27 protein-coding genes are annotated in these 24,876 nt (G+C 60.3%); 11 read left to right on the top strand and 16 right to left on the bottom strand.

All coding sequences use genetic code 11. The features are described from left to right. Positions 1–5: 5 nt before the first annotated feature. The 4 genes from KB892_RS12390 to KB892_RS12375 are packed head-to-tail and all read right to left on the bottom strand — an operon-like array spanning position 6 to position 3,308. On the bottom strand, positions 6–665 hold the full coding sequence (locus KB892_RS12390; RefSeq protein ID WP_004217626.1) for a methionine ABC transporter permease: 660 nt from the start codon (positions 663–665) through the stop codon (positions 6–8). After that, positions 662–1,453, bottom strand: coding sequence for a methionine ABC transporter ATP-binding protein (locus KB892_RS12385; RefSeq protein WP_004176216.1), 792 nt, complete (start codon positions 1,451–1,453; stop codon positions 662–664). Before KB892_RS12385 ends, KB892_RS12390 begins: the two co-directional genes overlap by 4 nt. Continuing rightward, positions 1,450–2,256, bottom strand: coding sequence for a MetQ/NlpA family ABC transporter substrate-binding protein (locus KB892_RS12380; RefSeq protein ID WP_004199843.1), 807 nt, complete (start codon positions 2,254–2,256; stop codon positions 1,450–1,452). The genes KB892_RS12385 and KB892_RS12380 overlap by 4 nt, the downstream gene beginning before the upstream one ends. 23 nt (positions 2,257–2,279) lie before the next feature. Further along, positions 2,280–3,308, bottom strand: a complete 1,029-nt coding sequence (locus KB892_RS12375) for an isopenicillin N synthase family dioxygenase (protein ID WP_004143503.1) — start codon at positions 3,306–3,308, stop codon at positions 2,280–2,282. 282 nt (positions 3,309–3,590) lie between these two features. Between KB892_RS12375 and KB892_RS12370 the strand changes: the two genes are divergently transcribed. From KB892_RS12370 to KB892_RS12360, 3 genes are all read left to right on the top strand, one after another. Continuing rightward, complete coding sequence (locus tag KB892_RS12370; protein ID WP_002904643.1) at positions 3,591–3,854, top strand: VF530 family protein; 264 nt, start codon at positions 3,591–3,593, stop codon at positions 3,852–3,854. Positions 3,855–3,875: 21 nt separating this feature from the next. Further along, entirely contained in the window at positions 3,876–4,187 is a 312-nt protein-coding gene (locus KB892_RS12365; RefSeq protein ID WP_002904646.1) for a cupin domain-containing protein, read from the top strand. Positions 4,188–4,363: 176 nt separating this feature from the next. Then, on the top strand, positions 4,364–5,119 hold the full coding sequence (locus KB892_RS12360; protein ID WP_004199845.1) for a VOC family protein: 756 nt from the start codon (positions 4,364–4,366) through the stop codon (positions 5,117–5,119). 9 nt (positions 5,120–5,128) lie between these two features. Here KB892_RS12360 and KB892_RS12355 read toward each other — a convergent pair whose 3' ends face one another. Next, positions 5,129–6,073, bottom strand: coding sequence for an AraC family transcriptional regulator (locus KB892_RS12355; RefSeq protein ID WP_004199846.1), 945 nt, complete (start codon positions 6,071–6,073; stop codon positions 5,129–5,131). A gap of 105 nt (positions 6,074–6,178) precedes the next feature. On the opposite strand from KB892_RS12355, the gene KB892_RS12350 reads away from it, so the two are divergent. Beyond that, positions 6,179–7,417 carry an MFS transporter gene (locus KB892_RS12350; protein ID WP_002904776.1) on the top strand — a complete coding sequence of 413 codons (1,239 nt, stop codon included), beginning with the start codon at positions 6,179–6,181 and terminating at the stop codon, positions 7,415–7,417. On the opposite strand, the gene hpxE is transcribed toward KB892_RS12350, so the two are convergent. Together hpxE and hpxD are read right to left on the bottom strand one after the other, a co-directional pair. Further along, positions 7,394–8,368, bottom strand: a complete 975-nt coding sequence (hpxE, locus tag KB892_RS12345; RefSeq protein ID WP_004199847.1) for a molybdenum cofactor-independent xanthine hydroxylase subunit HpxE — start codon at positions 8,366–8,368, stop codon at positions 7,394–7,396. The genes KB892_RS12350 and hpxE overlap by 24 nt on opposite strands. A gap of 11 nt (positions 8,369–8,379) precedes the next feature. Then, a complete protein-coding gene (hpxD, locus tag KB892_RS12340; RefSeq protein ID WP_004148366.1) occupies positions 8,380–9,417 on the bottom strand; it encodes a molybdenum cofactor-independent xanthine hydroxylase subunit HpxD in 1,038 nt (345 codons plus the stop codon). A gap of 125 nt (positions 9,418–9,542) precedes the next feature. On the opposite strand from hpxD, the gene hpxR reads away from it, so the two are divergent. Further along, positions 9,543–10,466 (top strand): LysR family hpxDE operon transcriptional regulator HpxR, encoded by a 924-nt coding sequence (gene hpxR / locus KB892_RS12335; RefSeq protein WP_004199849.1) that lies wholly within the window; start codon positions 9,543–9,545, stop codon positions 10,464–10,466. Here the strand turns inward: hpxR and hpxO are convergent. Continuing rightward, the gene (hpxO, locus tag KB892_RS12330; RefSeq protein WP_002904783.1) at positions 10,447–11,601 is read right to left on the bottom strand and encodes an FAD-dependent urate hydroxylase HpxO; all 1,155 of its coding nucleotides are present in this window, start codon (positions 11,599–11,601) and stop codon (positions 10,447–10,449) included. The genes hpxR and hpxO overlap by 20 nt on opposite strands. 345 nt (positions 11,602–11,946) lie before the next feature. Between hpxO and KB892_RS12325 the strand changes: the two genes are divergently transcribed. The 5 genes from KB892_RS12325 to KB892_RS12305 all read left to right on the top strand — a co-directional run bounded on the left by KB892_RS12325 (position 11,947) and on the right by KB892_RS12305 (position 15,981). Further along, positions 11,947–13,326 (top strand): nucleobase:cation symporter-2 family protein, encoded by a 1,380-nt coding sequence (locus KB892_RS12325; RefSeq protein WP_004199850.1) that lies wholly within the window; start codon positions 11,947–11,949, stop codon positions 13,324–13,326. After that, a complete protein-coding gene (uraD, locus tag KB892_RS12320; protein ID WP_002904787.1) occupies positions 13,304–13,804 on the top strand; it encodes a 2-oxo-4-hydroxy-4-carboxy-5-ureidoimidazoline decarboxylase in 501 nt (166 codons plus the stop codon). The genes KB892_RS12325 and uraD overlap by 23 nt, the downstream gene beginning before the upstream one ends. After that, a complete protein-coding gene (uraH, locus tag KB892_RS12315) occupies positions 13,801–14,127 on the top strand; it encodes a hydroxyisourate hydrolase (RefSeq protein ID WP_002904788.1) in 327 nt (108 codons plus the stop codon). The genes uraD and uraH overlap by 4 nt, the downstream gene beginning before the upstream one ends. A gap of 265 nt (positions 14,128–14,392) precedes the next feature. Continuing rightward, complete coding sequence (gene hipB, locus KB892_RS12310) at positions 14,393–14,659, top strand: type II toxin-antitoxin system antitoxin HipB (protein ID WP_002904790.1); 267 nt, start codon at positions 14,393–14,395, stop codon at positions 14,657–14,659. After that, positions 14,659–15,981, top strand: coding sequence for a type II toxin-antitoxin system HipA family toxin (locus tag KB892_RS12305; RefSeq protein ID WP_004199851.1), 1,323 nt, complete (start codon positions 14,659–14,661; stop codon positions 15,979–15,981). The genes hipB and KB892_RS12305 overlap by 1 nt, the downstream gene beginning before the upstream one ends. A gap of 16 nt (positions 15,982–15,997) precedes the next feature. Here KB892_RS12305 and KB892_RS12300 read toward each other — a convergent pair whose 3' ends face one another. The 5 genes from KB892_RS12300 to KB892_RS12280 all read right to left on the bottom strand — a co-directional run bounded on the left by KB892_RS12300 (position 15,998) and on the right by KB892_RS12280 (position 22,268). After that, on the bottom strand, positions 15,998–17,290 hold the full coding sequence (locus KB892_RS12300) for a glycoside hydrolase family 10-like protein (RefSeq protein WP_002904794.1): 1,293 nt from the start codon (positions 17,288–17,290) through the stop codon (positions 15,998–16,000). A gap of 132 nt (positions 17,291–17,422) precedes the next feature. Continuing rightward, positions 17,423–18,427 carry a fimbrial protein gene (locus KB892_RS12295; protein WP_004199852.1) on the bottom strand — a complete coding sequence of 335 codons (1,005 nt, stop codon included), beginning with the start codon at positions 18,425–18,427 and terminating at the stop codon, positions 17,423–17,425. Further along, on the bottom strand, positions 18,415–20,916 hold the full coding sequence (locus KB892_RS12290; RefSeq protein WP_004199853.1) for a fimbria/pilus outer membrane usher protein: 2,502 nt from the start codon (positions 20,914–20,916) through the stop codon (positions 18,415–18,417). The genes KB892_RS12295 and KB892_RS12290 overlap by 13 nt, the downstream gene beginning before the upstream one ends. Positions 20,917–20,931: 15 nt before the next feature. Further along, on the bottom strand, positions 20,932–21,627 hold the full coding sequence (locus KB892_RS12285; protein WP_004199854.1) for a fimbrial biogenesis chaperone: 696 nt from the start codon (positions 21,625–21,627) through the stop codon (positions 20,932–20,934). 77 nt (positions 21,628–21,704) lie between these two features. Beyond that, positions 21,705–22,268, bottom strand: a complete 564-nt coding sequence (locus KB892_RS12280) for a fimbrial protein (RefSeq protein ID WP_004199855.1) — start codon at positions 22,266–22,268, stop codon at positions 21,705–21,707. Positions 22,269–22,712: 444 nt separating this feature from the next. Between KB892_RS12280 and KB892_RS12275 the strand changes: the two genes are divergently transcribed. Next, a complete protein-coding gene (locus KB892_RS12275; RefSeq protein WP_002904804.1) occupies positions 22,713–23,000 on the top strand; it encodes a hypothetical protein in 288 nt (95 codons plus the stop codon). Between the two features lie 227 nt (positions 23,001–23,227). On the opposite strand, the gene map is transcribed toward KB892_RS12275, so the two are convergent. From map to KB892_RS12260, 3 genes are all read right to left on the bottom strand, one after another. Further along, positions 23,228–24,010: a type I methionyl aminopeptidase gene (gene map, locus KB892_RS12270; protein WP_002904806.1), complete on the bottom strand. Its 783-nt coding sequence runs from the start codon at positions 24,008–24,010 to the stop codon at positions 23,228–23,230. Continuing rightward, positions 23,991–24,209 carry a ParD-like family protein gene (locus tag KB892_RS12265; protein ID WP_002904808.1) on the bottom strand — a complete coding sequence of 73 codons (219 nt, stop codon included), beginning with the start codon at positions 24,207–24,209 and terminating at the stop codon, positions 23,991–23,993. The genes map and KB892_RS12265 overlap by 20 nt, the downstream gene beginning before the upstream one ends. 289 nt (positions 24,210–24,498) lie before the next feature. Then, positions 24,499–24,747, bottom strand: coding sequence for a hypothetical protein (locus tag KB892_RS12260; protein WP_004199858.1), 249 nt, complete (start codon positions 24,745–24,747; stop codon positions 24,499–24,501). Between the last annotated feature and the right edge of the window lie 129 nt (positions 24,748–24,876).

The following is a 24,876-nucleotide window of genomic DNA, read 5'->3' as shown; positions in this document are numbered from 1 at the left end:
GACGGCTAGCGGCGGTGGGCCAGGCTACGCACCAGCCGATCGCCGGCCATTTGCACCCCCTGGACCATCGCCACCAGGATCAGCACTGTGCCAAACATGACTTCATTATTAAACCGCTGATAGCCGTAGCGGATGGCGAGGTCGCCGAGTCCACCGCCGCCGATCACACCGGCCATGGAGGAGAAACCAATCAGCATCACGATGGTTAGCGTGATCCCGGCCAGCAGCGTTGGCAGGGCTTCCGGCAGCAGGGATTTAAAAATCACGTGCCAGACGTTGCCGCCCATCGACAGAATGGCTTCAATTCTCCCGTAGTCCACCTCGTCGAGCGCGTTTTCCGTCAGACGGGCAAAGAACGGAAAGGCGCCGATGGTTACCGGCACGATGGCGGCGGTGCTGCCCAGCGTGGTGCCGACGATCAGGCGGGTAAAGGGGATCAGGGCGATCAGCAGCACGATAAACGGCAGCGACCTGCCGATGTTGATCACCGCGCCTAACAGCGCGTTCAGTTTCGGCATCGGCGCCAGCCCGTTGGCGCGGGAAATAAATAACAGCACGCCGGTGGGCAACCCGATCAGCACGGTAAACAGGGCCGCCAGGCCCACCATATAAAGCGTATCCAGCGTGCCGTCGAGTAATAACGGCCACAAATCTTCCCAGCTCATGCTACTCCGCATAATGGCCTCCCCTGAACGCCGTGGCGGGTAAGAAATTCCTGTTCAGCCTGCGGGTCGTGCAGCAGCGACTGGCGCAGCCGCGACCATGGGGTCACCAGCAGGTCGGCGAGTTTACCGCTTTCGACAATCTCGCCCTGTTCCAGCAGCGCCGCGTGGTCACAGATGGTTTTCACCACCTCCAGCTGGTGCGTAATCAGCACAATGGTCAGATTGAGGCGCTGGTTAATATCCGCCAGCAGGGCCAGCACCGAGGCGGTGGTCTCGGGATCCAGCGCACTGGTCGCCTCATCGCACAGCAGCACTTCCGGCCGGGCGGCCAGCGCCCGGGCGATGCCGACGCGCTGTTTTTGCCCACCGGAAAGCTGCGACGGGAAGGCGGCGGCCTTTTCGCTGAGATCCACCAGCGCCAGCAGTTCGCGCACCCGGGCCTCGCGAGCGGCCCTCGGCACTCCGGCAATCTCCAGCGGCACCGCGACGTTGTCAGCGACGGTGCGGGCATGCAGCAGATTGAAGTGCTGGAAAATCATCCCAGTGCGCAGGCGATAATCCCGCAGCGCCGCCTTGTTCAACTGGGTAATATCCTGTCCGTTCACCAGAATGCGGCCCGAGGTGGGCCGCTCCAGTAAATTGAGACAGCGGATGAGCGTACTTTTGCCGGCGCCACTGCGCCCGAGAATGCCGTATATTGCCCCTTTCGGTATCTGCAACGCGATATCGTTCAGCGCCGGTCGGCCGGTTCCGGCGTAGGTTTTGCTCAGCCCTTCGATGGTTATCATGACTGAGGGACCACCGGGATCACCGAGCCGTTATAGGTTTTACGGATAAACTCCGCCACCTGCGGCGAGGTCAGGTCTTTCGCCAGCGCCTTAATGCGCGGGTCATTCGCCAGGGCTGGGGTGGTCACCAGAATATTGGCGTACGGGTTATGCTCGGCGCTTTCCAGCCCCAGGGCATCCTTCGCTGGCACCAGGCCGGCTTCCAGCGCGTAGTTGCCGTTAATCACCGCCAGGTCGACATCATCGAGGGAGCGCGGGATCTGCGGCGATTCAATCTCCAGAATCTTCAGGTGTTTCGGGTTCTCGACAATATCCTTCGGCGTCGCCAGGGTGGTGGCCGGATCGGTAAATTTGGGATCCAGCTTAATAAGCTTCTGCGCCTGCAGCAGGAACAGCGCCCGGCTCAGGTTGGTGGTGTTATTCGGCACCGCCACGGTGGCGTTTTCCGGCAGTGATGAGAAATCTTTATGCTTATGCGAGTAGATCCCCAGCGGCTCAATATGCACCGTGGCCGCGACGGCAAAGGTTTTACCCAGCGCTTTCTCCTGATCCTTCAGGTAGGGGACATGCTGGAAGTAGTTGGCATCCACATCGCCACTGGCCAGCAGTTCATTGGCGTTGACCCCGCTGGTCAGCTCCACCACCTTCAGATCGAGGCTGGGATCGATTTTTTTGATGTAGTTGAGGATCTCCGCGTGGGGAACCGGGTCCGCGGCGACGCGCAGCGCGGCAGCCTGGGCAGACGTCCATGCCAGAGAAAGAGACAGTGCGACTCCTGCCAGTTTAAAAGCGGCATATTTCATGGTGTGTTCCTTTTTAGTTATGGTTAAACGATCAATTGCTCGGCGCGTTCGCGAAACACGTCCTGATAGTAGCGTTCCGCCACGTCCGGATGGGAACGCAGACGGCCCTTGAGATAATTCCAGCCGACATCGCGCAGCAGCGGATTGTGCGGGTCGCTGTCCGGCCCTCGCGCTTCACGCGCCAGCTCGGGCGGCAGGGTGTAAACCGGCACCACCGCGTCAAGCTGGGCGCCGAGGAAGAAGGCGATGGAGAGGCGCTGCTGCTGCGCCGGCGGCGACACCACGCGATGGACGGTAGCGCGCAAATACCCGTTGGTCGCCAGCTCCAGCAGTTCGCCAATATTGACCACAAAGCTGCCGGCCAGCGGCACGGCGTCGATCCATTCTCCAGGCGCGACCTCTACCTGCAGTCCTTTCTGCTCGTCCTGCAGCAGGAAGCTGAGAAACCCCGAATCTTTATGGGCGCCGACGCCCTGGCTGCTTTGGGTCTCCTGCTGGCCGGGGTAGCGGATCAGTTTGATATGCTCGTTGGGTTTGTCGCCGTAGAGCTGATCGAAAGCATTCTCCGGGAGCTGCAGGGCTTCGGCAAAGGCGCGCAGCAGGCGGATGCCCACCTGGGTCATTTGCTGTTGCCAGTGAAGTAATACCGGTTTAAGCGACGGCAGGGCGGCAGGCCACAGATTCGGACCCTGCAGGCGCTGCCAGCGCGGGGCGTCGTCGCTGAGGGTCAGCGCCGGACGTTCGGCGCCGATATCAAACTGTTCTCGCCAGTCAGGCTGGCCGCGCGTCAGCTCAGAGGCCGCGCGGTTATAGCCGCGAAAATGGGGGGAGTGGATCATCGCCACCTGCTGTTTTTGCGCCTCATCGAGAGCAAAAAAGCGCTGGGACTGGCGCTGAACTTCATATTGAAGCGCGTCGTCGACACCGTGGTTGATCAAATAGAAGAAGCCGATGTCGCGGGCGGCATGACGCAGGTCGGCCAGGAAGGCCGCTTTATCCGCGGGGTCCGCGTAGCGGGCCAGATCGAGAATCGGCAGGGTGGTCGCGTTCATTGTGTTCTCCGAAAACGGGGTAATAAGTTATGGGTTGATTCAGTTTCTGGGTTCGGGCACAACAGCAGCGCATGGTGATTTCCTCTGTCCGGGGCTGAACACAGCTTGCCTCAAGGCCAAATAAGCAACCAATAACGTTATTTTCTAATTTATGACCGCGCGGGGTTCAGTGCTTTTGCATTAAATAGATATAGGCGCGAAGCGCGTAATGAAGCCGGTTGCGCCCGTCGGTGAGAGCCAGTAAGGTAGGCGCACTTTTTAATGCGGAACGGACGTATCGTAATGCACAGCTCGAAAGATCCCCTGCACGGCGTGACCCTGGAAGCGCTGCTCAATGCCCTGGTGGCGCGCTATGGTTGGGCGGAAATGGCCCGCCAGGTCAACATTAACTGCTTTAAAAGCGATCCCAGCATTAAGTCCAGCCTCAAATTTCTCCGCCGGACGCCGTGGGCGCGCAAAGAGGTGGAGGCTATGTATCTCGCCTCCCTTGATGATGACGCGCCGGTGGAGAAAGCGGATCCCTGGGCAAACTGGCAGAAAAAATAACCCTTACCACAGGACACCATCATGCAGAGCTGGAGCAGTAAAGATTTCACCGCCGACCGCGCGTGGGGCGCGCTGGATATTGCCAATTTTTCCGGCACCACCGTGCGTCTGCACTGGACCGACCAACCCTATATCTGGCACATCAATGATGGTCAGGAGGTGTTTGCCGTGATGGATGGTCAGGTGGCGATGCATGTGAAAGTCGACGGCGAGGAGCAGATCATCATGCTAAACGCCGGCGATATCTTCTACGCCGGGGTGGGATGCGAGCATGTCGCTCACCCGCAGGGGGCGGCGCGTATTCTGGTGATTGAGAAAGAAGGGTCGGTCTGACCCCGTGGCGGGCGGTTCTTTGCCCGCCGTTTCATCGCCCGTCAGATGCGACATACCGCGTTGATATAAATTACCTATCCTGCTTTCGATATATTTAATTCTTGTTTGCCATTCCCTTCACCCCAGCACTATCTTTTGCCGCAGGCGCCTGACCAGGCACAATCGCGGGAGAGATCATGGCAACCTTGCAGTGGGACCACGCAGTACAGTTTGTGAATCAGCCGGAAGCGGCGATTGAAATCTTTGCCGGGCAGCAGCTGCGGGCGGTGGCCGGAGGGCGGCATCCGGGGTGGGGAACCCGTAATGCGCTGAGCTATTTTGGCCTGACGTATATCGAATTCCTCGCCATTGCCGACCCGGACGAACTGCGCGCCGCGACGGACAAATTCCTCCTTTCGCGCGACGCCGCACGGCTGCTGCCGGAGAATGAGGCGCTGTTTCGGGTGGCGCTGCGCAGCGACGACATCGACGCCACCTATGACCAGTTGCGTCGTACAGGGGTGACAGTGTCACCGATTGTCGATGGCCAGCGCAACGATCCGCAGAGCAATATCATCCGCTGGCGGATCTTCACCATCTATGGCGACACTGACGGGCTGGTCTATCCCTTTGTGCTGCAGTGGGAAGAAGACGACGCCACCCGGCTGACGCGGCTGCGCGCCCAGAGGCTGGACGCGCCGCATCCGCTGGGCGACATTACGCTTGAGCAGGCGGTGTTCGAGGTGGTCAATCCGCAGGCGGTGCGCGATCGCTGGCAGGCGCTGCTGGGCTTTCCGCCACTGGGGGAGCAGGGACTGGACGTGGGCGGCCGGCAATTTATCTTCCGTGAAGGGGCTGCCAACCAGCTGACCGAACTGGTGTTCCGCGTCGCCAACCCGGCGCTTAAGGGGCAGCGCTTTCGTGTCGGCAACGGCGTGTATCGCTTTACATAAAGGCTGACTCTAGCGTGCCGTGGCGCGCAGGGCTCCCGGCGGCTGGCCGGTGATGCGTTTGAAAGCCCGGCTGAAGGCCGCCAGCGACTGATACCCGAGGCTGAAGGCGACCGTTTCCAGCGCCTGGCCTTCATGGGTGATGTACTGCACCGCCAGCCGCATACGCAGCTCGGTGAGATAGCGGGCGGGGGTGGTGCCGGTGGCGGCAAGAAAACGTTCCGCGAACAGCGAGCGTGAAAGACCCGCCTCCCGCGCCAGATCTTCCACTTTCCAGTTGACCCCCGGGCGCTGATGCATGGCGTAGATCGCTTTCGCCAGCCGGGGATCGCGCAGGACCTGTACCCAGCCGGTGGCGTTGCCGCACCCGCACGCTACCCAGCCGCGGACAATCAGCGCGGCCACCACGTCCGCCAGCCGGGCGAGGATCCCGGCATAGCCTGCCTGGCGGGTGAGCGATTCCCGCTCCATCGCTACCAACAGCGGCTGGATCTCCGGCCAGGTGTTTAGCAGGCTGCTGACCCGCATCACCTCGGGCATGGCCTTCACCAGCGGCTGCATGCCGCCGAGCTCAAAGTCCATACAACCGCTGAAAATGACGGCGCGCTCCGGGCAGTCAGGCTGGTCGCCAGCGTTGATACAACTTACCGTGCTGCACACCGTTTCGCTGGGCAGCTGCGCCACATTGACCACCGTGGCCTGCGGATCCGAGAGCAGGGCGTGCCCGTCGCCGTTGGGAATAAACAGCGCATCGCCGCTCTCGAGGGTGAACTGTTCTCCGCTGGCCATGCGCAGCAGCACCGGCCCGCGGCTGATGAAATGGAACTGGGCTTTACCCGCCACGGCGCTAAAGCCGACGCCGAACGGGCGTGCGGTTTCGATGCGCCGGTAGTTAACGCCGGAGAGGCGCATACCGCGCAACAGTTCGCTGGTCAGGTCGATGGCAGGCTGGCTCATGGTAATTCCGGACGAATAATCAATAACTGAAGAGTATGCATCATATATCGTCCGAAAGTAAGTCCCTAAGATGACCAGGATGTTAATAAACCTGGAGAGTTGTATATGAGTTCCTGCATAGCTGCTGACGCGAGCCTGTCTCCCGCCAAACCTGCCTGGCGCGCCGTCTATGCCCTGGCCCTCGGGGTGTTCGGCCTGATCGTGGCCGAGTTTCTGCCCGCCAGCCTGTTAACGCCGATGGCCAGCAGCCTCGGCGTCAGTGAAGGGATGGCCGGACAGGCGGTCACCGCGACGGCGCTGGTGGCGTTAGTTACCGGCCTGCTGATCGCCACCGCCACCCGCAATATCGATCGCCGCTGGGTGCTGATGTTCTTTTCCGTGCTGCAGATAGTCTCCAGCCTGATGGTCGCTTTTGCCGATTCGCTGGCGTTTCTCCTGCTGGGCCGTCTGCTGTTGGGGATCGCCATCGGCGGCTTCTGGGCGATGTCCACCGCCACGGCGATGCGTCTGGTGCCGGCGGCCCATGTGCCAAAGGCGCTGGCGATCATCTTTTCCGCGGTGTCTGTCGCCACGGTGGTGGCCGCGCCTCTCGGCAGCTACCTCGGGGAGCTGATCGGCTGGCGCAACGTGTTTATTCTCTGTGCGATACCCAGCCTGCTGGCGCTGCTCTGGCAGCTGTGGGTGCTGCCCTCCATGCGCCCGGAGAGCGTCGGGACCTTCTCCACGCTGTTCAGGGTGCTGCGCCGTCCCGGTATGCTGGGCGGCATGCTGGCGACGATCCTGATTTTCAGCGGCCATTTCGCCTTCTTTACCTACCTGCGGCCGTTCCTTGAGACCGTCGCGCAGGCCAGTGTCGAAGGGGTTTCGCTGATATTGCTCGGCTTCGGTATCGCTAACTTTATCGGCACTTCGGTGGCGAGCTATCTGCTGAGCCGTAGCCTGCGTCTCACCCTGGCGCTGGTGCCGTTGATGATGAGCGTTCTGGCGCTGCTGATGGTGACGTTTGGCCATCTGACCGTGCTGGCCGGGCTGCTGGTCGCCCTGTGGGGATTTGCCTTCGGCCTGGTGCCGGTGGCCTGGTCCACCTGGCTTGCCACCACCGTGCCGGATGAAGCAGAAAGCGCGGGCGGTCTGCTGGTCGCCTCTATTCAGCTGGCCATCAGCGCCGGGGCCGCCGGCGGCGGGGCGGTGTTTGATTTGCACGGCGCCAGCGGCGTCTTCACCGGCAGCGGTCTGCTGCTGTTGAGCGCGATGGTGATTGTCTTCGCCGCCGTACGGGTGAAACCGGTCGCCCGCGCCGACCAGCCGGTGACGGGCCGCTTATCCCGCGAGATCGATAACTAAATTGGCCGACAGGCTGCGGGAGCAGCACAGCGCAATATGCTGCTCTGCGGCCTGTTTTTCCGCCTCCGACTGCACGGTATCCCGGTGGTCGACGGTCCCCTCGCGTACCGGCGTCAGGCAGGCGCCGCAGATCCCCATCTCGCAGGAGAGCGGCACCGCGACGCCATGCTCCTGCAGCACCTGGGCGATGGTTTTGTCCCCCGGCACCGGCCAGCGCTCCCCGGTGGAGGCGAGGGTGATGGTGAAGGTTCCATCCGCCGCCGACGCCGCCGTCGGGGCGGGCGGCTGGAACGCTTCGCTGTGCAATTGCGCCTCCTCCCATCCGACCGCCCGCGCGGTATCGCGAACCCGGGCCATAAATCCGGGCGGACCGCAGAAGTAGACCCGGGTGTCGGCGTCCGGAGCCCCCAGATCCTGCGCCAGCCGCTGGCGCGGACTCTGCCCCTCGTCTGAGCAGTGGATCTGGCAGATTCCCCCGCTCAGCTGGCGGGCGATCTCGGTGGCGAAGGCGGCCTCCTGCGCACGGCTAACGTAATAGTGCAGCGTAAAGCTGGCGCCGGACGCCGCCCGGGCGTGGGCCATCGCCAGCAGCGGCGTAATGCCGATCCCGGCGGCGAGAAGCACCACATGGCCGCCCTCGTGCAGCGGAAAGTGGTTGCGCGGGGCAGAGATCATCAATGGCTGTCCCGGGCGCAGGGTGTCATGAATATAACGGGAGCCACCGCGAGACTGCGACTCGCGGGCGATGCAGAGCAGATAGCGATCCTGTTCGGCCGGGCTGCCGGTCAGGGAGTACTGACGGATCAGCCCGCAGGGAAGATGGAGATCGATATGGGAGCCGGGCGTCCACGCCGGCAGCGGTTGCCCCTCGGCGCTCACCAGACGAACGGCCAAATTTTTCGCGCCCTGGCGCCACAGGCCATCGACCACCACCGGGAGTATGTCGCGCATATGACCTCCACTCATACCAGAAAGAAATCGCCAAAGCCCATCTTCTTCAGCCCGCGCCGGTAGGCGATAGAGCTGCGGTCCGCCGGAATATGCGCCTCCAGGGTCAGATCCAGCGGCAACCGTTCCGGACGCTGGGTCTCGACCATCAGGCGGTCCTCTTCAAATACCCGCAGGTTGAACGCATGTACGTCTTCCACCGGCACGTGCAGATCGAAGTTGCGGGCAATAGGTGCAAACATCCGCGTCACCCGGGACGACACCGGCGAGGCGGCGTTCATGATCACCAGCCTGGCGTCGGCGGGAAAATGGATGGTCAGCGTAGCGGTGAACGGCAGATGCATTTCAAAGTGACGCAGCCACTGGAACCCTTCCGGCGCGCGGAAATCGGAGCTGGCCGGGTAATTGCCCACCGAGCTCCAGTAGTCGGCAACAAAGCCGAACGGCGTCTCCTGCGGGGTATAGTCCGGCACCTGCTGGTTGTCCGGATCGGCGAAGGTGTCGGTGTGGATCCACGCGAAGTGGGCGACATCGAGAAAGCCTTCGACCTGGCGGCCGGCAAATCCCTTTACCTCGAAGGCCGGGCAGTTGATTTGCTGAAAGCCGGCGTCGTCCCAGTGCGGCATGGTCGGTAACGGCGGCGGATTGTCCGGATCGCAGGCCAGGCAGGTCCAGATCAGCCCGTAGCGCTCCTCCACGGCGAAGCTGGTGAGATGCAGTTTGGCCGGAATGGGTTGCCCCGGACTGGAGGGGATGCGGTTGCAGCGGCCATCCTCGCCAAAGCGCAGGCCATGATAGGGGCAGACGATGCCTTCCTCTTCATGAAACCCCAGGGTCAGCGGCACCCCGCGGTGCGGGCAGACGTCGCGGGCGACCACCACCTGGCCTTTAATACGGTAGATAACCAGCTGTTCGTCCAGCAGGGTGGCTTTCACCGGGGCGCCGGTAATATCGCAGGCGCGGGCCACCGGGTGCCAGCAGCGGGCCAGCCGCAGCCAGTCCTCTGGATCAAAGGTGCAATGGGCGGGGGGCGTGGGGGTGATTGTCTTCATGATTTCTCTTCCTGCTCACATCGGTGATTGTTTTATTGTTGTGAGATTATTGTTGTCATATTAGGGTGTTCACATCCATCACCATTAATTCACTCTGCTGTTGCAAAAAAGAGTACAGGGGCGCCATGAGTCCATTTTCCCGTTTCGCGCACTATTTCATCGCCGTGGCCCGCTACGGCAGCCTGCGCCGGGCCGCCGAGCAGCTGCATATTTCCGCCTCGGCGATTAACCGCCAGATCCTGCAGGCCGAGGAGGCCTTCGGCACCCCGCTGTTCGAGCGCCTGTCGGAGGGACTGCGGATGACCACCGCCGGTGAGTTGCTGTATGACAACCTGCTGCGCTGGCAAAAGGAGTTTCGCCAGACGCGGCAGAAATTCGATGAGCTGCAGGGGATGAAGCGCGGAAGCGTTAGCGTTGGCATGGTGCAGGCGCTGGCGGAAGGGGGCTTCGCCGCCGCGCTGGCGGAGATCATCGCCAGCTGGCCGTGGCTGGAGCTGGATCTGCAGGTGGCTGACAGCCACACCGTCAGCCAGAAAGTGCGTCAGGCGGACCTGGACGTCGGCCTGATCCTCGATCCGCAGGGGCAGGCTGGACTCAGCGTGCTGGCCTTTGCCGAACTGGAGGTGGGGATTGTGATGCGTCCGGACCATCCCCTGGCGGGGGCGAAGGCGCTGTCTTTGGGCGAGCTCAGCCTGGAGCGGCATATCGTGCCCGGCGCGCCGTTGATCGTCCATGAGCGGGTGGCGCTCCTCTATCGCCACCATGACTTTGCGCCGGAGAATACCATCAGCTGCAATGATATCCGGCTTATCAAGTCGTTGGTGCTGCGCGGCAGCGGCGTGACGCTCCTTAGCCTGCTCGACGTGCTGGACGAGGTCCAGTGTGGACAGCTGGCCTTTGTCCCGCTGCGCAGTACGCTGCTGCGACCGCTGACCCTGGCGCTGTGTACTGCGCCCTCGCGTCAGCTTTCGCGGCCCGCGCAAATGGCCATTCAGACGCTGAGTGCGGTGATCGAATCCATGGCGACGGTCAGCCCAGCGGCCCGCTGAGGATGGTGTCGCACATGCCGTTGATAATGCGCTCCCCGGTCTCCTCGCGCAGCTCCTGGTACCAGGCTTCGGTGAGCTGCATATCCTTCCCGTGGGTAATATCGCACCGTTTGCGCGCCTTCAGCACCAGGTCACGAACCCGGTCGCAGCGCTGGGCTTCATACTCGCGCAGGGCGGCCGCAATATCTCGGGTCTGGCGGAAAACGGCGCCCAGCACCACTGCATCTTCCATCGCCGCGCAGCCTCCCTGGCCAATATCCGGGGTGGTGCTGTGTCCGGCGTCGCCGAGCAGCGCGACGCGGCCGCGCACCAGGCGGCTGAAAGGTTCGATATCATGGATTTCAATGCGGTTGGTAGTCTGCGGGTCGAGGGCGGCGATCAGCTTCTGCACCGGCGGCGCCCAGCCGGCAAAGTAGCGGCTGAGGTCAGCGCGCAGGGTGTCACGATCCTCCGCCAGACCCGCCGGAAGCGGCACATCAAAGAAAAAGTAGAACCGGCCGGCGGAGACCGGCATCAGCGAGACGCGCTTGCCTTCGCCGACAAAGGTGGTCCACTGGTCGCCGGGGGCCAGCGCTTCATCTATCTCCACCAGGCCGTTCCAGTTGACGTAGCCGGCGTAGCGGCGCTGCGGGGTAAAGCCCAGCACCCACGGACGCAGTGCGGAATGGCTGCCGTCGGCGGCAATCAGCAGATCGCCGCTGGCGCTGCTGCCGTCGGTAAACCATACCGTCACGCCGTCGGCGTCTTCTTCACAGCGGGTGACGCGTTTGCCGAACTGCACGCTGTCCCGTCCCCAGTAATCCAGCATTTCCCGCTGCAGTTCTGCCCGGGAGACCGGGCAGGGGCGGCTGCCGGTGCGTTCGATCAGCGGGGCGAGACTGAACTGGGTCATGTTCTCGCCGCTGCGGAAATCACGATACGCCATCCGGCGCAGCGGCCCGCCGAAGGTCTCCATGATGTCGCCCATGCCGAGGTGGGCCATGCACTTCACGCCGTTGGGCCACACGGAAATCGCTGCGCCGACCGGTTTGATCTCTTTCACCGCTTCATAGACGTCGCAGTCGATCCCCGACTGTTTGAGCGCCACTGCCGCGCTTAAACCGCCGATGCCGGCGCCAATCACGATTGCTTTCATTTTTTTCTCCTTCTCCCGATGTTGTGACTGACTACAGCAATTTGCGTACCAGTTCGCTGGAGGGAGGAAAACCGCCTGCCTGAGGCACAGCGATGGCTCATGACGCACCGCATCGGTGCAATGTGAGGTATTGGTTGCCTTTTTATGAATCAAAAGTTTCTGTATGTTGCATTAAGAATCTATCGTTTCAGACGCCTGGTTCAGCAGCGGAGAGGGGTGATGCATCACGAGCGTAATCTAAGTTGATGATTTTGGAGTGATAATAAATTTATTGGTGCCCTTTTGTCGTCTCTGGCCTGCTTTGTGCACTAGCCCATGCACTTCTCTTTGCTACGGGATATCACTATGTCTGACGAACATCACAGTGGCCTGCTTTACGGCCTTGAACAGCGGATCCCACCGCTTCCGGCCTTTTTCAGCGCTCTCCAGCATGTGCTGGCGGGCCTGGTGGGGATCATCACGCCGCCGCTGATCATCGGCGCTACCCTCGGGCTTGGCGACTGGCTGCCGTATCTCATCAGTATGTCGCTGATGGCCTCGGGCATTGGCACTTTTCTGCAGTCCAATCGGGTATGGGGCATCGGCGCCGGGATGATCTGCATGCAGGGCACCAGTTTTGCCTTCCTCGGCGTGACGGTGGCCGGAGGGATGTGGGTAAAAGCCCAGGGCGGCGGGCCGCAGGATATGATGGCGATGCTGTTTGGCGTTAACTTTGTCGCCGCTCTGGTGCCGGTGATTGTCAGCCGCTTTATCGAACCGCTGAAGAAAATCTTTACTCCCATCATTACCGGCAGCGTGATTGCGCTGATCGGCATCAGCCTGATCAAGGTCAGCGTCATCAACTGGTGCGGTGGGGAAAAGGCCGAGGATTTCGCCAGCATGAGCAATATCGCGCTCGGGGCGGGCACCCTCGGGGTTATCGTCCTGCTGAGCTGCGCCAAAAACCGCTGGCTGCGGCTCTCCTCGGTGGTGGTGGGCATTGCCGTGGGCTGCATCGCAGCGGGGCTGAGCGGTCAGTTCCATCTTCACAGCCTGGGCGACACTCTGTTTCGCCTGCCGACGCTGTTTCCGTTCGGCTTTCAGTTTAACAGCGCGATATTTCTGCCGGTCGCCCTGGTGTCGCTGGTCTGTATTCTGGAGGCGGTGGGCGATCTGACGGCCAACTCGCTGATTTCGCAACAGTCTGTTGACGATCGCGCTTTCCGTAACCGGCTGAAGGGCGGTATCCTGGCGGATGGCGTCAGCTGTATGGTGGCGGCCATGCTCTGTGCTTTTCCGAACACCACCTTCGCGCAGAACAACGGCGTGATCCAGATGACCGGGGTGGCCAGCCGCTATGTCGGACGCTACATTGGCGTGATTCTGATCCTGCTCGGGCTGTTTCCCCCGGTGGGCGAACTGCTGCGGCAGATCCCGGCGCCGGTGCTGGGGGGCGCCACGATGGTGATGTTTGGCTGCGTGGTGGCGGCCGGGATCCGGATTATTACCCAGACCCCGCTGAGCCGTCGCGATGTGCTGATCGTGGGGCTGGCGTTTGGCGCGGGTCTTGGCGTGGAGTCGGTGCCGGCGTTTCTCAGCCATTTTCCGCCGATGGTCGGCGATCTGTTCGGTTCGGCGGCCACCAGCGGTGGGCTGGTAGCGATAGCGCTGAACCTTATTCTGCCGCAGGAGCAGGCGGCGACGAAATCGTTAAGGAGTCAGGATGATCGCGCTGAGTCAGTTTAACAGCCTGAGCAAAGATGAGGCGGCGGGGCTGCTGGCCCCTTGCGTGGCGATCCCGGCCTGGGGCGAGATGCTGGTGAGCTTACGACCTTTCGCCAGCCGCCATGCGCTGCTGCAGGCCGCCCGTAAGGCGATGGCTAACTGGGGAGAGGACGAGCTGAACGCGGCGCTCAGCGCCCATCCGCGGATCGGTGAGAAGCCGACCGGCGGCCAGGCGCACGCGGCGCTGTCGCGCCAGGAACAGTCGGCGGTGGACAGCGAGAATGAGCGGCTCGCGCAGGCCCTGCGGGAGGGCAATGCCCGCTACGAAGCCCGCTTTGGCCGGGTGTTTTTAATCCGCGCCAAAGGGCGCAGCGGCGATGAGATGTTGCAGGCGCTGACGCGCCGGCTGCAGCATACCGCCGACGAAGAAGTGGCCGAGGCGCTTGCCCAGCTGCGAGAGATTACGATGTTAAGACTGGAAGGAGTGATTGGCGAATGAGCACCCTGAGCACCCATATTCTGGATATTTCCACCGGTACGCCGGCAGAAGGCGTAACGGTCAGCCTGAGCCGGGAGGGCGAGACGCTGGCGAATCTGGTGACCAACGCCCAGGGGCGTATCGCCACCTTTAGCGCCGCGCCGCTGCCGGCGGGGCGCTATTGCTTAACAGCGGAAACCGGGGCGTGGTTTGCCCGCGCCGGGCGCGAGAGCGTCTTTACCCGGGCGCAGATTGATTTTGTTATCGGCGAGGCGGCAGAGGACCATTTCCATCTGCCGTTTCTCATCGCCCCGGGCGGGTGGTCGACCTACCGCGGCAGCTAAGCCGGCTGCCCGCTGCCGGGCGGCGCTGCGCTTGCCCGGTCTGGAGCGTTACGGAGCGGGCATAGACAGCCCCGTAGGCCCGGTAAGGCGCAGCCGCCACCGGGCATGTACAGATGGCTCCGGCGATCATCCTTCCTGTTTTATCCCCACACAAGGATAATTATTCTCCTATCCCCACCAGGGGATAACCTTGACATTATCCCCTACAGGGTATAAAACCAAGTTTATCCCGACAGGGGGATAAATGATGGTGAGGAACAAGGCGATGAATTCCCCGCAGATATACAGTCCCGTGCAGCTGGCCAATTACCTGAAGCTGCTGCGCCAGCAGAACCACTGGACCCAGGATGCGCTGGCCAGGCGGATCGGCATTAAGCAGGCCACGCTGTCCAATTTTGAAAATCACCCCGACAAAACCACCTTAACCACGCTGTTTAAGATCCTCCAGTCGCTGGGGGTGGTGATGACGCTGAACGCCAAAGCTGCTGAGACGGCGCCGGCTCCCGATAACAACACGGACCTTGACTGGTAATGGCGACGCTTACCACCTGGATGAACAATGTGCGCGTGGGAACCTTAACCCGCCAGGCTAACGGGGCGCACAGTTTTCGCTATGACGAAGAGTGGCTGCGCAGCCCGCGCGCCAGACCGCTCTCCCTCTCACTGCCGCTGCAGTATGGCAATATCACTGCCGACGCGGTGTATCACTATTTTGATAACCTGCTGCCCGACAGCCCGCAGGTCCGCGACCGGATCGTCAGGCGCTATCAGGCGCGCTCGAAGCAGCCGTTCGATCTGCTGGCCGAAGTCGGGCGGGATAGCGTAGGGGCGGTGACCCTCCTGCCGCCGGGGGAAGAGGCGCACCTGGAAGGATTACGCTGGCAGACGCTGGACGAGGCGCAGCTCACCGCTTTGCTGACCGCTTACCAGTCGGATATCCCCCTCGGGATGATTACCAGCCAGGACGATTTCCGTATCTCGGTGGCCGGCGCCCAGGAGAAAACGGCGCTGCTGCGGATGGGCGAGCAGTGGTGTATTCCGCAGGGCGCCACGCCGACCACGCATATCATTAAGCTGCCCATCGGCGAGATCAAGCAGCCCAATGCGACGCTGGATCTGCGTGAAAGCGTGGATAATGAGTATCTGTGCCTGGCGCTGGCCAGAGAACTGGGCCTGGCGGTGCCGGAAGCGGAGATCATCACCACCCCGCGGATCCGCGCCCTGGCGGTAACCCGCTTCGACCGGCGCTGGGCGCAGGAGGGACGGGTGCTGCTGCGTCTGCCGCAGGAGGATCTGTGTCAGGCTTTTGGTCTTCCTTCAGCGATGAAATATGAGTCTGACGGCGGGCCGGGTATCGCCGCGATCATGACCTTTCTGCTGGGCTCGAGTGAAGCGCTGAAAGATCGCTATGACTTTATGAAGTTCATGGTCTTCCAGTGGCTGACGGGGGCGACGGACGGTCACGCAAAAAACTTCTCAATTTACCTGTTGCCCGGCGGCAGCTACCGCTTAACACCGTTCTACGACATTATTTCGGCGTTTCCGGTGCTGGGCGGCACGGGACTGCATCTGCGCGATCTGAAGCTGTCGATGGGGCTCAATGCCACAAAAGGGCGTAAAACAGAGATTAACGCCATCTATCCGCGTCATTTTCTGGCGACGGCCAAAGCGGTGAACTTTCCCCTGGAGCAGATGCTGGCGATCCTCCAGGAGTTTGCCGGGCATGTGCCGCAGGCAATCGAAAGCGCTCGCCGGACGCTGCCGGCGGACTTTTCCAGCCACGTCTGGCAGGCCATTACAGAGAACATGCTGAAGCTGCACGCCCGCCTGCAGCAAGGGCTGCAGGCGCTATAGCAGAGCCGGCTGGCGGCTAGCTCTGCGGCTGCCCCCAGCGGCTGCGCAAATAGTTAACCGCCTGCCGGGTTTGCGGCTGATTGAGGTTGTTTTCGCGGAACAGGATGGTGCCCTGGATCTGCGGCAGAGTCTCATTGAGATCGAGCTGCTTTTTCAGCTCCGGCACGCCGCCGTCCACCGTCCAGTCAGGCTCATTTTTGGACGGTTCACCCACCTTGTACAGCGCCACGCCGATATACAGCCGGGTATGCGTCGGTTTAACCACCTCGGCCCACCAGTTGGCCAGCACATCATAGCGCGCGGCATCGCGGGCAAACGGCCAGTAGATCTGCGGCGCGATGTAGTCGAGCAGTCCCTGCTGCACCCAGCTGCGGGTATCGGCATAGGACTCATCATAGGCGGCCGCGCCACGGGTATCCGACCCCGCCGGATCGTGGGAGCGGTTGCGCCACACCCCCGCCGGGCTCACGCCAAACTCGACGTTCGGATTGAGCTTTTTGATAGTAGTGGAAACCTGGGCTATGAGCTGCTGGGTGTTATGCCGCCGCCAGTCGCCCTTCGAGGCATAGCCCTGCCCGTAACGGCGGAAAGTCTCGTTGTCGTTAAGCGGGGAAGAGGCGGTTTCGGTATAGAAATAGTCGTCGAACTGCACGCCGTCAATCGGGTAGTTCTGCACCACTTCAGCGACGATGCTGGTGATCCAGTCCCGTGCTTCGGGAATGCCCGGGTCGAGAACAAAGCGATCGCTGGCGGTGCGGATCCAGTTACGGTGCAGGACGAACACGCTGGCCGGTACCTGAGTAAGGGTGTTGTTCAGCTCGGCAATCGTCGACGGTTTGGTGTTGACCGAGACGCGGTAGGGATTAAACCACGCGTGAACCTTCATGCCGCGCTTGTGCGCTTCATCCAGCATAAACTGCAGCGGATCGTAGCCAGGGTATTCGCCGATTTTGCCGGTCAGCATATCGGACCACGGCAGAATATCCGACCGCCAGAGCGCCGTACCGTCCGGTTTCACCTGGAAAAAGACGGTGTTGATCCCCAGGCGCTGCAGGTTATCGAGTTTAGCGATCAGCGCCAGCTTCTGCTGCGTGATGCGACTCTCCGGCGTGCTGGCGATAATCGACCCGACCGGCGGCCAGTCAAGGCGCGAAACGGTGGTGAGCCACACGCCGCGCACCGGCTCCCGGTGCGCCTGCCCAGCTTTGACGGCGGCAGCGTTCGGCGGCGTGACAAGGGATTTAGGGGCTTTACTGGTGCAGCTGAACAGCATGCCAGCGGCGATGAGCGCCGCGCCTGCCAGCGCCACTTTGCTGGCTAAGGGGAATCGACGAGAATGGCTGATGATGAACTCCCGTGTACTCAGATCGTCGCGTGTAGGCGCTATTCTCTTACGATTCGTGGGTCAGAGCAATTCCTTCATCCGTCGGATCGCCATCACCTAGTCATAATGTAAGGTATAGGTCGCGACGGCCGACACCTGACCGGCGGTGATCCGGGGACGGGTCTGGTAGTAGCGGGCAGTGAGCTGCAGGATAAACCGGCCCGCACTCGCGCTGCCCAGCGTCATCTCATGATTCAGGGCGACCGGCTGGCGATGGTAAAGCAGTTGCACGCCGATACCCTGCGCCCGATCGTCGGTGGCGTCATTGCGCAGAACGCCATGCCCCCGGGCGGAGAGGGGCTCCGCGCCGTCAACTCGCAGGGAAATCGTGACCGCGCTGTTGCAATCCAGCTGCAGCGCGAAAGGGGTGTCGCCGGTGGTTTTGCCGACGCCGCCGAAGTGGTCAAGCATCGCCGCAGGGAGCTTGATCAGGGCTGGCGTGGCGTCATTCACTGAACATCCCGCGGTGCTGATCCTGCCGGTTAAGTCTAACGCGGCCAGCGGGGTATGCTCCGCCATTAAAAAGCGCTCGCTGTGATACTCAAGCTCGCCCGGCGTCGCCGCGGGACCGGTTTTAATGAGCTCAATCGTCAGGCGGAAATAGCCCAGTTTCCACACCGCATCGGGCAAGGCGGCGGGATTGTCCACCCGTTGGCTAAACGGCGAGGGCGTCGGCCGGTCAGGAAAGCCGCCATAGCCGCCGATAGCGCGCAGCGATACGCGAACGCCAATGCCGGCGAGGTTAGTTTGATAAACCGTCGGTCGCGTCACTCCCCCGGACAGCAGACTGTCCAGCAGCAGCGGTGACAGCCCGTGCGGATCGTCCGCGCAGCGGATCCACTGTTCGCCGCCGTCGCTAAGGCGGTTCCAGGCGAAACTTTTATGATACAGCGGGGTGCCGGGTCTGGCGTCAGCCGGAACCGTGAGCTGCCCCACGTTCAGCCGAAGGGTGGAGGCCTGGCCGCGGACAAACACTGGCGTACAGGCCCATCCGCTGGCGGCCGGTAACAGAATAAATAACAGCGTCAGGGCGACCCGACGCAGGAGAGTTAAAAAGGACATGATAACGTCTGCTGTAAAATGAGTGGATGGGGGGTCTGCGCCAGCGTCGGGGTGAGATCGTAGCGGGCGCTACAGCGCTGCTGAGGGCCCGGCCCCCATTGCGCATAAAGGGTGCCTTTTGGCGCCAGGCCGGCCAGGTACACCTGACCCTCGCTGGCAACGATGCTGTTGGTGTCCTTAGCGCGTACTTCGCTGCCAAAGGGCAGCGGTTGTCCCCGCGACTGCAGCGTAAACAGCGCCTTATAGCCAACGTGGGTGTGAAAGCGCGCCAGAACCACCGCGTCTTTGGTAGGGACCAGCGTCACGGTGCTGTTGGCCAGATCCACATTCTCCGGCAGCGAATGGCTGTCGAGAGAGACGTCGTTGCGGTGATAGGCGGTGGCGAAGGGCAGCACGGCGTACCCGTCACCATTGGTGGCGATGGTTTTCTGGTTGGCGAGGGTCACACCCCCTGCGCCACCGGCGTCAATCAGGACGACAGCGCCATTCATTTCCGGCGTAAAGACTACCCCGTGGCGGTGAATCAGAATGCCCCCGCTGGCGCCGTAGTTCAGACGAGCGGCCTGCGAATCGTGGCTGTAGCCGAGATTCAGATCGCCCCTTCCACTGCTGTACCCGGCCGTCAGGCTGCCGCTGGACCCGTTTTGCCGATCGCGGGTTTGGCTGACGGCGTAGCTAAGCGCGTGATTGTCCAGCAATGTGCCGTTGAGGCTGACCATCTGACTACCAACGCTGTGGCGGGAGGAGGTCAGGGTATAGCCGGCATAGCTCCCCGGCAGCAGGTGGCTCAACGGCACGGAAAGTGACAACGTCACCACTTTGTCGGAATGCGGCTCGTCATCCTCCTCGTCACCGTGGCTGCTGCGGGAGTCGCTGTAGCTGAGCGACCACGCGATACCGTGAACCCGGCTGCTGATCCCCATATTGGCGGTACGCTGTGTGGCGCCCCCTGACCAGTAGCTGTCCTGGTCGAGACTCAGATAGAGGGTGATATCGTACGGCAGGCTCTGGCTGGCGGTGATTTGCAGGGTTGCTTTTTTGTTGTCGCTATCCTGCAGGTCGTCGTCGCTACCCGGGCTGGAAAACGCCTCGCTCAGCGTGGCATAGCGCTGATGCGAATAACGCCAGCCGGTGAAAGTCAACTGCGTGCCGAGACGATCAAAACCTTTGCTGTACTGGAGCTGCCAGGCCCGGCCATCGATCGGATCCTGCTGGTGCCGGTCGCGGGCGTTTAACAGCTGCAGCGAGAGCGCCCCGGCTTCTCCCAAACCCTGTCCTGCGCCGAGCGAGAGGTTATGGTATTGCGCCGCGCTCTGCAGTCCGCCAAACAGCGTCAGGTTATGGGCGAACCCGCGCATCAGCGACAGCTGCATCATCAACGGCCGCTGGCTGGCATCGTCGCTATGGTAGCGCCCGGCGACCAGGTTGTATTTCAGGCTGCCTTCGCGCTGCATGCTGGTCACCGAAGCATACGGCTGGGTGAAGCGGCGGATTTCGCCATCCGACTCTTTGACGGCAACCTCAAGATTGCCGCTGCTGGCGGTGGGATAAAGATCGTCAATCACGAACGCGCCGGGGGTGACGTAGGTTTGATACAGCACGTAGCCATTTTGCCGAACCGTGACCTGGGCGTTGGTTCTGGCAATCCCGCGGATGGTCGGGGCAAAACCTTTCTGCGAGTCCGGGAGCATTGCATCGCTGGAGGCGAGGGATATTCCCTGAAACTGTACCGCGTCAAACACATCGCCCGACGTGAAGGTATCCCCGAGGGTCAGTTCACTCTGCCAGCGCGTCAGGTCGCGCTCAAGCCAGGCGCCGCTGGTCGTCCACTGGGGCTTATCATCGCTGTTGGCGGTCAGGCTATTGCTGGCGCGCAGGCGCCAGGCGCCGAGGTTCACGCCGCTTTTCAACATCAGATAGTTATCGCGCTCGGTGCTGCCCTCGCGGGTACGCTGGCTGGCGCCTGAATAACGATAGTTACTCTGAAAGGCGCTAATACCTTCGTCCCACAGCGCAGAGGGAACATTATCCCTCGCCCGGTGCGTCATCAGCGCCTGAGGAATGGTCATTACCAGCCGCTGATGAGCAAAATCGAAATTGACCGTGCTGCCCGGCAGCAGCGCGTTGAGTTCGGGACATGAGCGGGACGTTGCGCTGGGCGCCTGAGACAGCACGGCCGGGTTAACTCCGGCCTGCAGCAGATCTTCCGGCTTAAGGCAGGGCGTGAGCTGTCCGCGATCGTTCTGGCGAAACGTGACGGTCTTACGGGCGTCCAGCGTGACGCCGTTGACCTGCCAGCTCACCGGATAGGCGCCTGGCGGCTGGCCCGCCTGCTGATTGAAGCGTTGCAGATCCACTGCCGGCAAATGGTCGTTTTTCTCCAGCAGATCCATATTAAAGGTCGCCTGGGCGTGCAAGAGCGCGCTCTGTCCGCCCAGCAGGATGGAGAGGCTGACGACGGTAACGGTATGAGCCGGGCCGTGGCGCATCGCGACATCAGACGCTTAGTGCGCCGAAACGGGGGCGCTAAACGTCTGCACAGCGCCAAAGTCATCCAGAATGCGCCAGCTCACCTCGCGGGCGCAGGCCTCGCCGGGGAGGGCATACTCTTCACGGCTGTGAGGAGCAATCACGCTGCGCTCAAGCGGCGTTTTCTGGTTCTGGCCCGCGCAGGTGAGCGTGGTGATAGTCACATAATAGGGGGAGGCATTCTCCGCCTGCAGGTGGTTGCCGCTGATCCGCCAGCGCAGGTGCTGCGCCGCGTCGAGCGCCGAGCCAGGGAGCCCTGCCGGGCGATAAATGAGCTTCAGTTGATTCTTAATAGCAAATTGCAGAATGTTCTCGCCAGCCGGCGCGGTATTGGCGGGAATCACTTTGATATTCAGGGTGAATAAACTCTCACGGTCAGAGGGCAGTTGCGGCGAGGTTAATAACACGCGCAGATCGTTGCTGTCTCCGGCATCCAGACGGAACAATGGCGGGGTGACGATAAACGGTGATTTATTATTATCAGCCAGATCGTCTACCCAGCTCTGAATAAGCACCGGATCGTGAGGATTGGTGTTTTTTACCGTGATGTCTGCCTCATGGCTTTGTTCATTATAAATGACACGTGTGCCGGCAATGGCAACCCCGGCGGCAGACGCCAGGAACGGGCAAAAGAGAAGGCTCAGGATAAAAGCCGCTTTATAACACTGCATAATTGAGGATCCGGTCACGAGGAATGAGAATAAGGGCAGGGGGACGCTGCCCTTGGAAAAGTGGCAATCAGGACATTCTATTCGTACACAATATCAATATTGGCCGTGGCATTAATATTGCCGGCGGTGACATCCTGTGAGGAATCGCTCTTCACATCGGCAATAAAGTTAAATGCAATATCACCGTTTTCGTCGGCTTGCGAAACCGCCGTTTTGCTCTGCTTGTCAAAGGTCAGCTGAGTGCCTTCCGTTGAGCCGTCAGGGGAAGAGAAGACTTCAATGCCCACCCCTTTGGCGGTATCCGCGGAGTCGGAGAGCGCCAGCACGGCGGCGCTGGTGCCGTTAGCGTTGGTATCCGGAGTACCTTCCAGGCTGATACTGATGTTCTGCGCCAGTGGGCAGCCGGTGAGGTTGATGGTGAACGGCGTTTCTGCGGTTTTCGCTTCATGGGATTTCAGCGCCGACATATCGACGTTGCCAAAATCGACATTAACATCGCCACCGTTATTGGCGATCTGGCAGGACTCGTTAATAATTTTACCGGTGAAATTCAGTGTACCCGCCGCGCGGGCGGTGGTCACAGTAGCCAGACTTAAGGCCAGCAGTGAACCAACAACCAGCAGGGTGCCTTTTTCTTTCATACTCAAACCTTATTAAATAATCACAAGTTAACAAAAGCATTTAACATTTTTAAAGCATGTTTTTTATTTCTGTTCACAAAAAACGGTAAGCATCGCTAATGTATATTACCGTCGGGGGCGGGATTATACGGAGAACATCGTAAAGGCCCATTGATAAGATGTGTTAAGCTGTAACATTATTTATTTTTTGGTGTAAGTATAATCTCATTAAATATTAAAAAGAGTCCCATGCGTATAATGCATTATTTCCGGGAGATAACTGTTCTGAGCAAATTTTACGAAAAAGTTGCTGTTAATCCCGGCAGTTGACCGGGTGGCCCGGAATAATCATTTACGCTGCCGCTATTTTGCAGTAGCGTGGAGTGACGGCAGGAAGCCGCAGGTTGTAGGGCACAGAAACGATGCTGTGCCGCGCAGTGTCACCCGTTATCAAGGAAGATTGCTATGTCTCCATTTCGTCTCGCTCTGCTATGTCTGTGCCTGGCGCCGCTGGCGTCGTCTGCTGCGCTTTCCGGCCAGGTTCATTTTTCAGGACGGGTCATCAATCCGGCCTGTGTTATCGCCCCCCGGCACGATCGTATCGATGTCTCGTGCCAGCACCATTCACCGGAACAGGTCGCCTTGACAAACAACCGTCCTCGCTACGCCATGCTGGACAATCGTGGTGAGGTCAGTATTCACTGGCGAAATGCGCAGCATAGCGAAGCGGATGTCATTATTCGCTATCGCTAAGGCGGGATAAAGGCAATGAAGAGTAAGCTGATGCAAGGAGGTAAAGGATAAACCGTTGTGCGGTTTACGCGCGCATCAGCCATAACCAGCGGGCAGACGCGCGCGCAGAAAATCATTCATGAAAACAATTATTGCCGCCGCCCGGCGGCAGAATCAGGTGTCGTCTGGCGCCCAAGCGAGCTCCGGGATCGGAAAGCGGCCCACCGTCATAGAGAAAGGGAAGCAACTCAGCGGATCCGCGACTGTTCATCGTCGCGTAACGTCAGCACCTCAAAACCGTTGGCGGTGACGGCCACGGTGTGCTCCCATTGCGCGGAGAGTTTTTTATCGCGGGTAACCACCGTCCAGCCATCTTTTTTGGTTTTGATACGGCTGTCGCCCTGGTTGACCATCGGCTCAATGGTGAACACCATGCCTTCCTGCAGCACGGCGCCTTCTCCGGGGCGGCCGTAATGCAGCACCTGCGGTTCCTCATGCATTTCCTGACCGATGCCGTGACCGCAATATTCTCTGACCACGCTATAGCCATGTTCCTCCACCCAGCGCTGAATAGCGTGGCCAATATCGCCCAGCGTCGCGCCAGGCTTCACCACCTCAATGCCTTTCCACATCGCTTCATAGGTAGTCTTTACCAGCCGGCGGGCCAGCGGGGAGACATCGCCTATCAGGTACATCTTACTGGAGTCGGCAATCATGCCCGCTTTCTCGAGGGTGATATCGACGTTAACAATCATCCCGGAGCGCAGATGTTCGGTCGCTTTGGGGATCCCGTGGCACACCACATCGTTAATGGAAGTGTTCAACACATAGGGAAAATCGTATTGCCCCTTGCTGGCCGGGCGGGCGTGCAGCTGGTTGACGATAAAATCTTCCACTCGATCGTTAATCGCCATCGTCGTTACGCCGGGAACGATAAAAGTATCCAGCATATCAAACACTGACGCCAGCAGCTGGCCGGCATGGCGCTGCCGGGCGAGTTCGTCGGCGGTTTTAATGATTATTGATGGCATTGATCACCTCCAGCAGACGGTCAGAGCCGGATTTCAGCATCAGCAGTTTGATCTGCTGGTGGTTAAGCTCAGGGTAGAGTTCGCTCATCATGCCCAGACGGATCCAGTATTCCGCCTGGGCATTGACGGAGCGGGACATGGCTTTGCTGGCATCACGAATATCATCGTGCAGCAGATCGGAGATTTTGACGATTCCCATAGATATATACCGTAATGATTCGTATATACATCGTATACAATCCAGCGCGGGATGTCCTTGGCATTTTGTGGCGTGGATGGCTAGCACCATGCAAAAAAGCCCGACCAGCGGGCTTATATTCAGCATTTTTTCGGGTTAAAAATTCGCGCTGTGCACCATGGCGAAAATTACCCATTAGATTATCGGTATGCAGAAAGAAAATAACATGATGGCGACGCATCAATATATTTTATGCAGGTGTTAATTTTGCGTATTAATATTCTCCCGTCAGGCCGGGAATCCGAAGGATTTACAGCGCGTCAGTGAGTTTATCCACCACCACTTTACCCGCATTATCGAACTGCGTAATGCGGAAACTGTCGCTCCAGGAGCGGCGGGTGGTGAAGCGGTCAAACAGGGATACCCGGCCTTTGCGATGGCCATCTTTACTTAAAATAACCCATTCGGTCACCGAAGAATAATGCTGGCTATTGTCATGCCGACTCTGTTGTTCAACAAGCTGGTCTTCTTTTTCCACTTTTAAATAATCACGCAACATATTTAACCTCCATAGAAAGTATTATTAACATTACTCCTTTTATTTATTCTTTCAATCAAACTTTTTAATCAATAAAAGTAACTATTAGTGGGCGACCTAAGTGCAAAAATCGCGGGGAATATCACTCCT

This window comes from Klebsiella sp. P1927 (assembly GCF_018204675.1).
Lineage (GTDB): Bacteria > Pseudomonadota > Gammaproteobacteria > Enterobacterales > Enterobacteriaceae > Klebsiella > Klebsiella pneumoniae.
Note: the sequence above shows the minus strand (reverse complement) of the source record. Positions and strands in the feature narration are given on the sequence as shown.

Coding starts and splice junctions, on each gene's coding strand:
- KB892_RS12390 (WP_004217626.1), bottom strand. CDS start 665: ATGAGCTGGGAAGATTTGTGGCCGTTATTACTCGACGGCACGCTGGAT.
- KB892_RS12385 (WP_004176216.1), bottom strand. CDS start 1,453: ATGATAACCATCGAAGGGCTGAGCAAAACCTACGCCGGAACCGGCCGA.
- KB892_RS12380 (WP_004199843.1), bottom strand. CDS start 2,256: ATGAAATATGCCGCTTTTAAACTGGCAGGAGTCGCACTGTCTCTTTCT.
- KB892_RS12375 (WP_004143503.1), bottom strand. CDS start 3,308: ATGAACGCGACCACCCTGCCGATTCTCGATCTGGCCCGCTACGCGGAC.
- KB892_RS12370 (WP_002904643.1), top strand. CDS start 3,591: ATGCACAGCTCGAAAGATCCCCTGCACGGCGTGACCCTGGAAGCGCTG.
- KB892_RS12365 (WP_002904646.1), top strand. CDS start 3,876: ATGCAGAGCTGGAGCAGTAAAGATTTCACCGCCGACCGCGCGTGGGGC.
- KB892_RS12360 (WP_004199845.1), top strand. CDS start 4,364: ATGGCAACCTTGCAGTGGGACCACGCAGTACAGTTTGTGAATCAGCCG.
- KB892_RS12355 (WP_004199846.1), bottom strand. CDS start 6,073: ATGAGCCAGCCTGCCATCGACCTGACCAGCGAACTGTTGCGCGGTATG.
- KB892_RS12350 (WP_002904776.1), top strand. CDS start 6,179: ATGAGTTCCTGCATAGCTGCTGACGCGAGCCTGTCTCCCGCCAAACCT.
- hpxE (WP_004199847.1), bottom strand. CDS start 8,368: ATGCGCGACATACTCCCGGTGGTGGTCGATGGCCTGTGGCGCCAGGGC.
- hpxD (WP_004148366.1), bottom strand. CDS start 9,417: ATGAAGACAATCACCCCCACGCCCCCCGCCCATTGCACCTTTGATCCA.
- hpxR (WP_004199849.1), top strand. CDS start 9,543: ATGAGTCCATTTTCCCGTTTCGCGCACTATTTCATCGCCGTGGCCCGC.
- hpxO (WP_002904783.1), bottom strand. CDS start 11,601: ATGAAAGCAATCGTGATTGGCGCCGGCATCGGCGGTTTAAGCGCGGCA.
- KB892_RS12325 (WP_004199850.1), top strand. CDS start 11,947: ATGTCTGACGAACATCACAGTGGCCTGCTTTACGGCCTTGAACAGCGG.
- uraD (WP_002904787.1), top strand. CDS start 13,304: ATGATCGCGCTGAGTCAGTTTAACAGCCTGAGCAAAGATGAGGCGGCG.
- uraH (WP_002904788.1), top strand. CDS start 13,801: ATGAGCACCCTGAGCACCCATATTCTGGATATTTCCACCGGTACGCCG.
- hipB (WP_002904790.1), top strand. CDS start 14,393: ATGAATTCCCCGCAGATATACAGTCCCGTGCAGCTGGCCAATTACCTG.
- KB892_RS12305 (WP_004199851.1), top strand. CDS start 14,659: ATGGCGACGCTTACCACCTGGATGAACAATGTGCGCGTGGGAACCTTA.
- KB892_RS12295 (WP_004199852.1), bottom strand. CDS start 18,427: ATGTCCTTTTTAACTCTCCTGCGTCGGGTCGCCCTGACGCTGTTATTT.
- KB892_RS12290 (WP_004199853.1), bottom strand. CDS start 20,916: ATGCGCCACGGCCCGGCTCATACCGTTACCGTCGTCAGCCTCTCCATC.
- KB892_RS12285 (WP_004199854.1), bottom strand. CDS start 21,627: ATGCAGTGTTATAAAGCGGCTTTTATCCTGAGCCTTCTCTTTTGCCCG.
- KB892_RS12280 (WP_004199855.1), bottom strand. CDS start 22,268: ATGAAAGAAAAAGGCACCCTGCTGGTTGTTGGTTCACTGCTGGCCTTA.
- KB892_RS12275 (WP_002904804.1), top strand. CDS start 22,713: ATGTCTCCATTTCGTCTCGCTCTGCTATGTCTGTGCCTGGCGCCGCTG.
- map (WP_002904806.1), bottom strand. CDS start 24,010: ATGCCATCAATAATCATTAAAACCGCCGACGAACTCGCCCGGCAGCGC.
- KB892_RS12265 (WP_002904808.1), bottom strand. CDS start 24,209: ATGGGAATCGTCAAAATCTCCGATCTGCTGCACGATGATATTCGTGAT.
- KB892_RS12260 (WP_004199858.1), bottom strand. CDS start 24,747: ATGTTGCGTGATTATTTAAAAGTGGAAAAAGAAGACCAGCTTGTTGAA.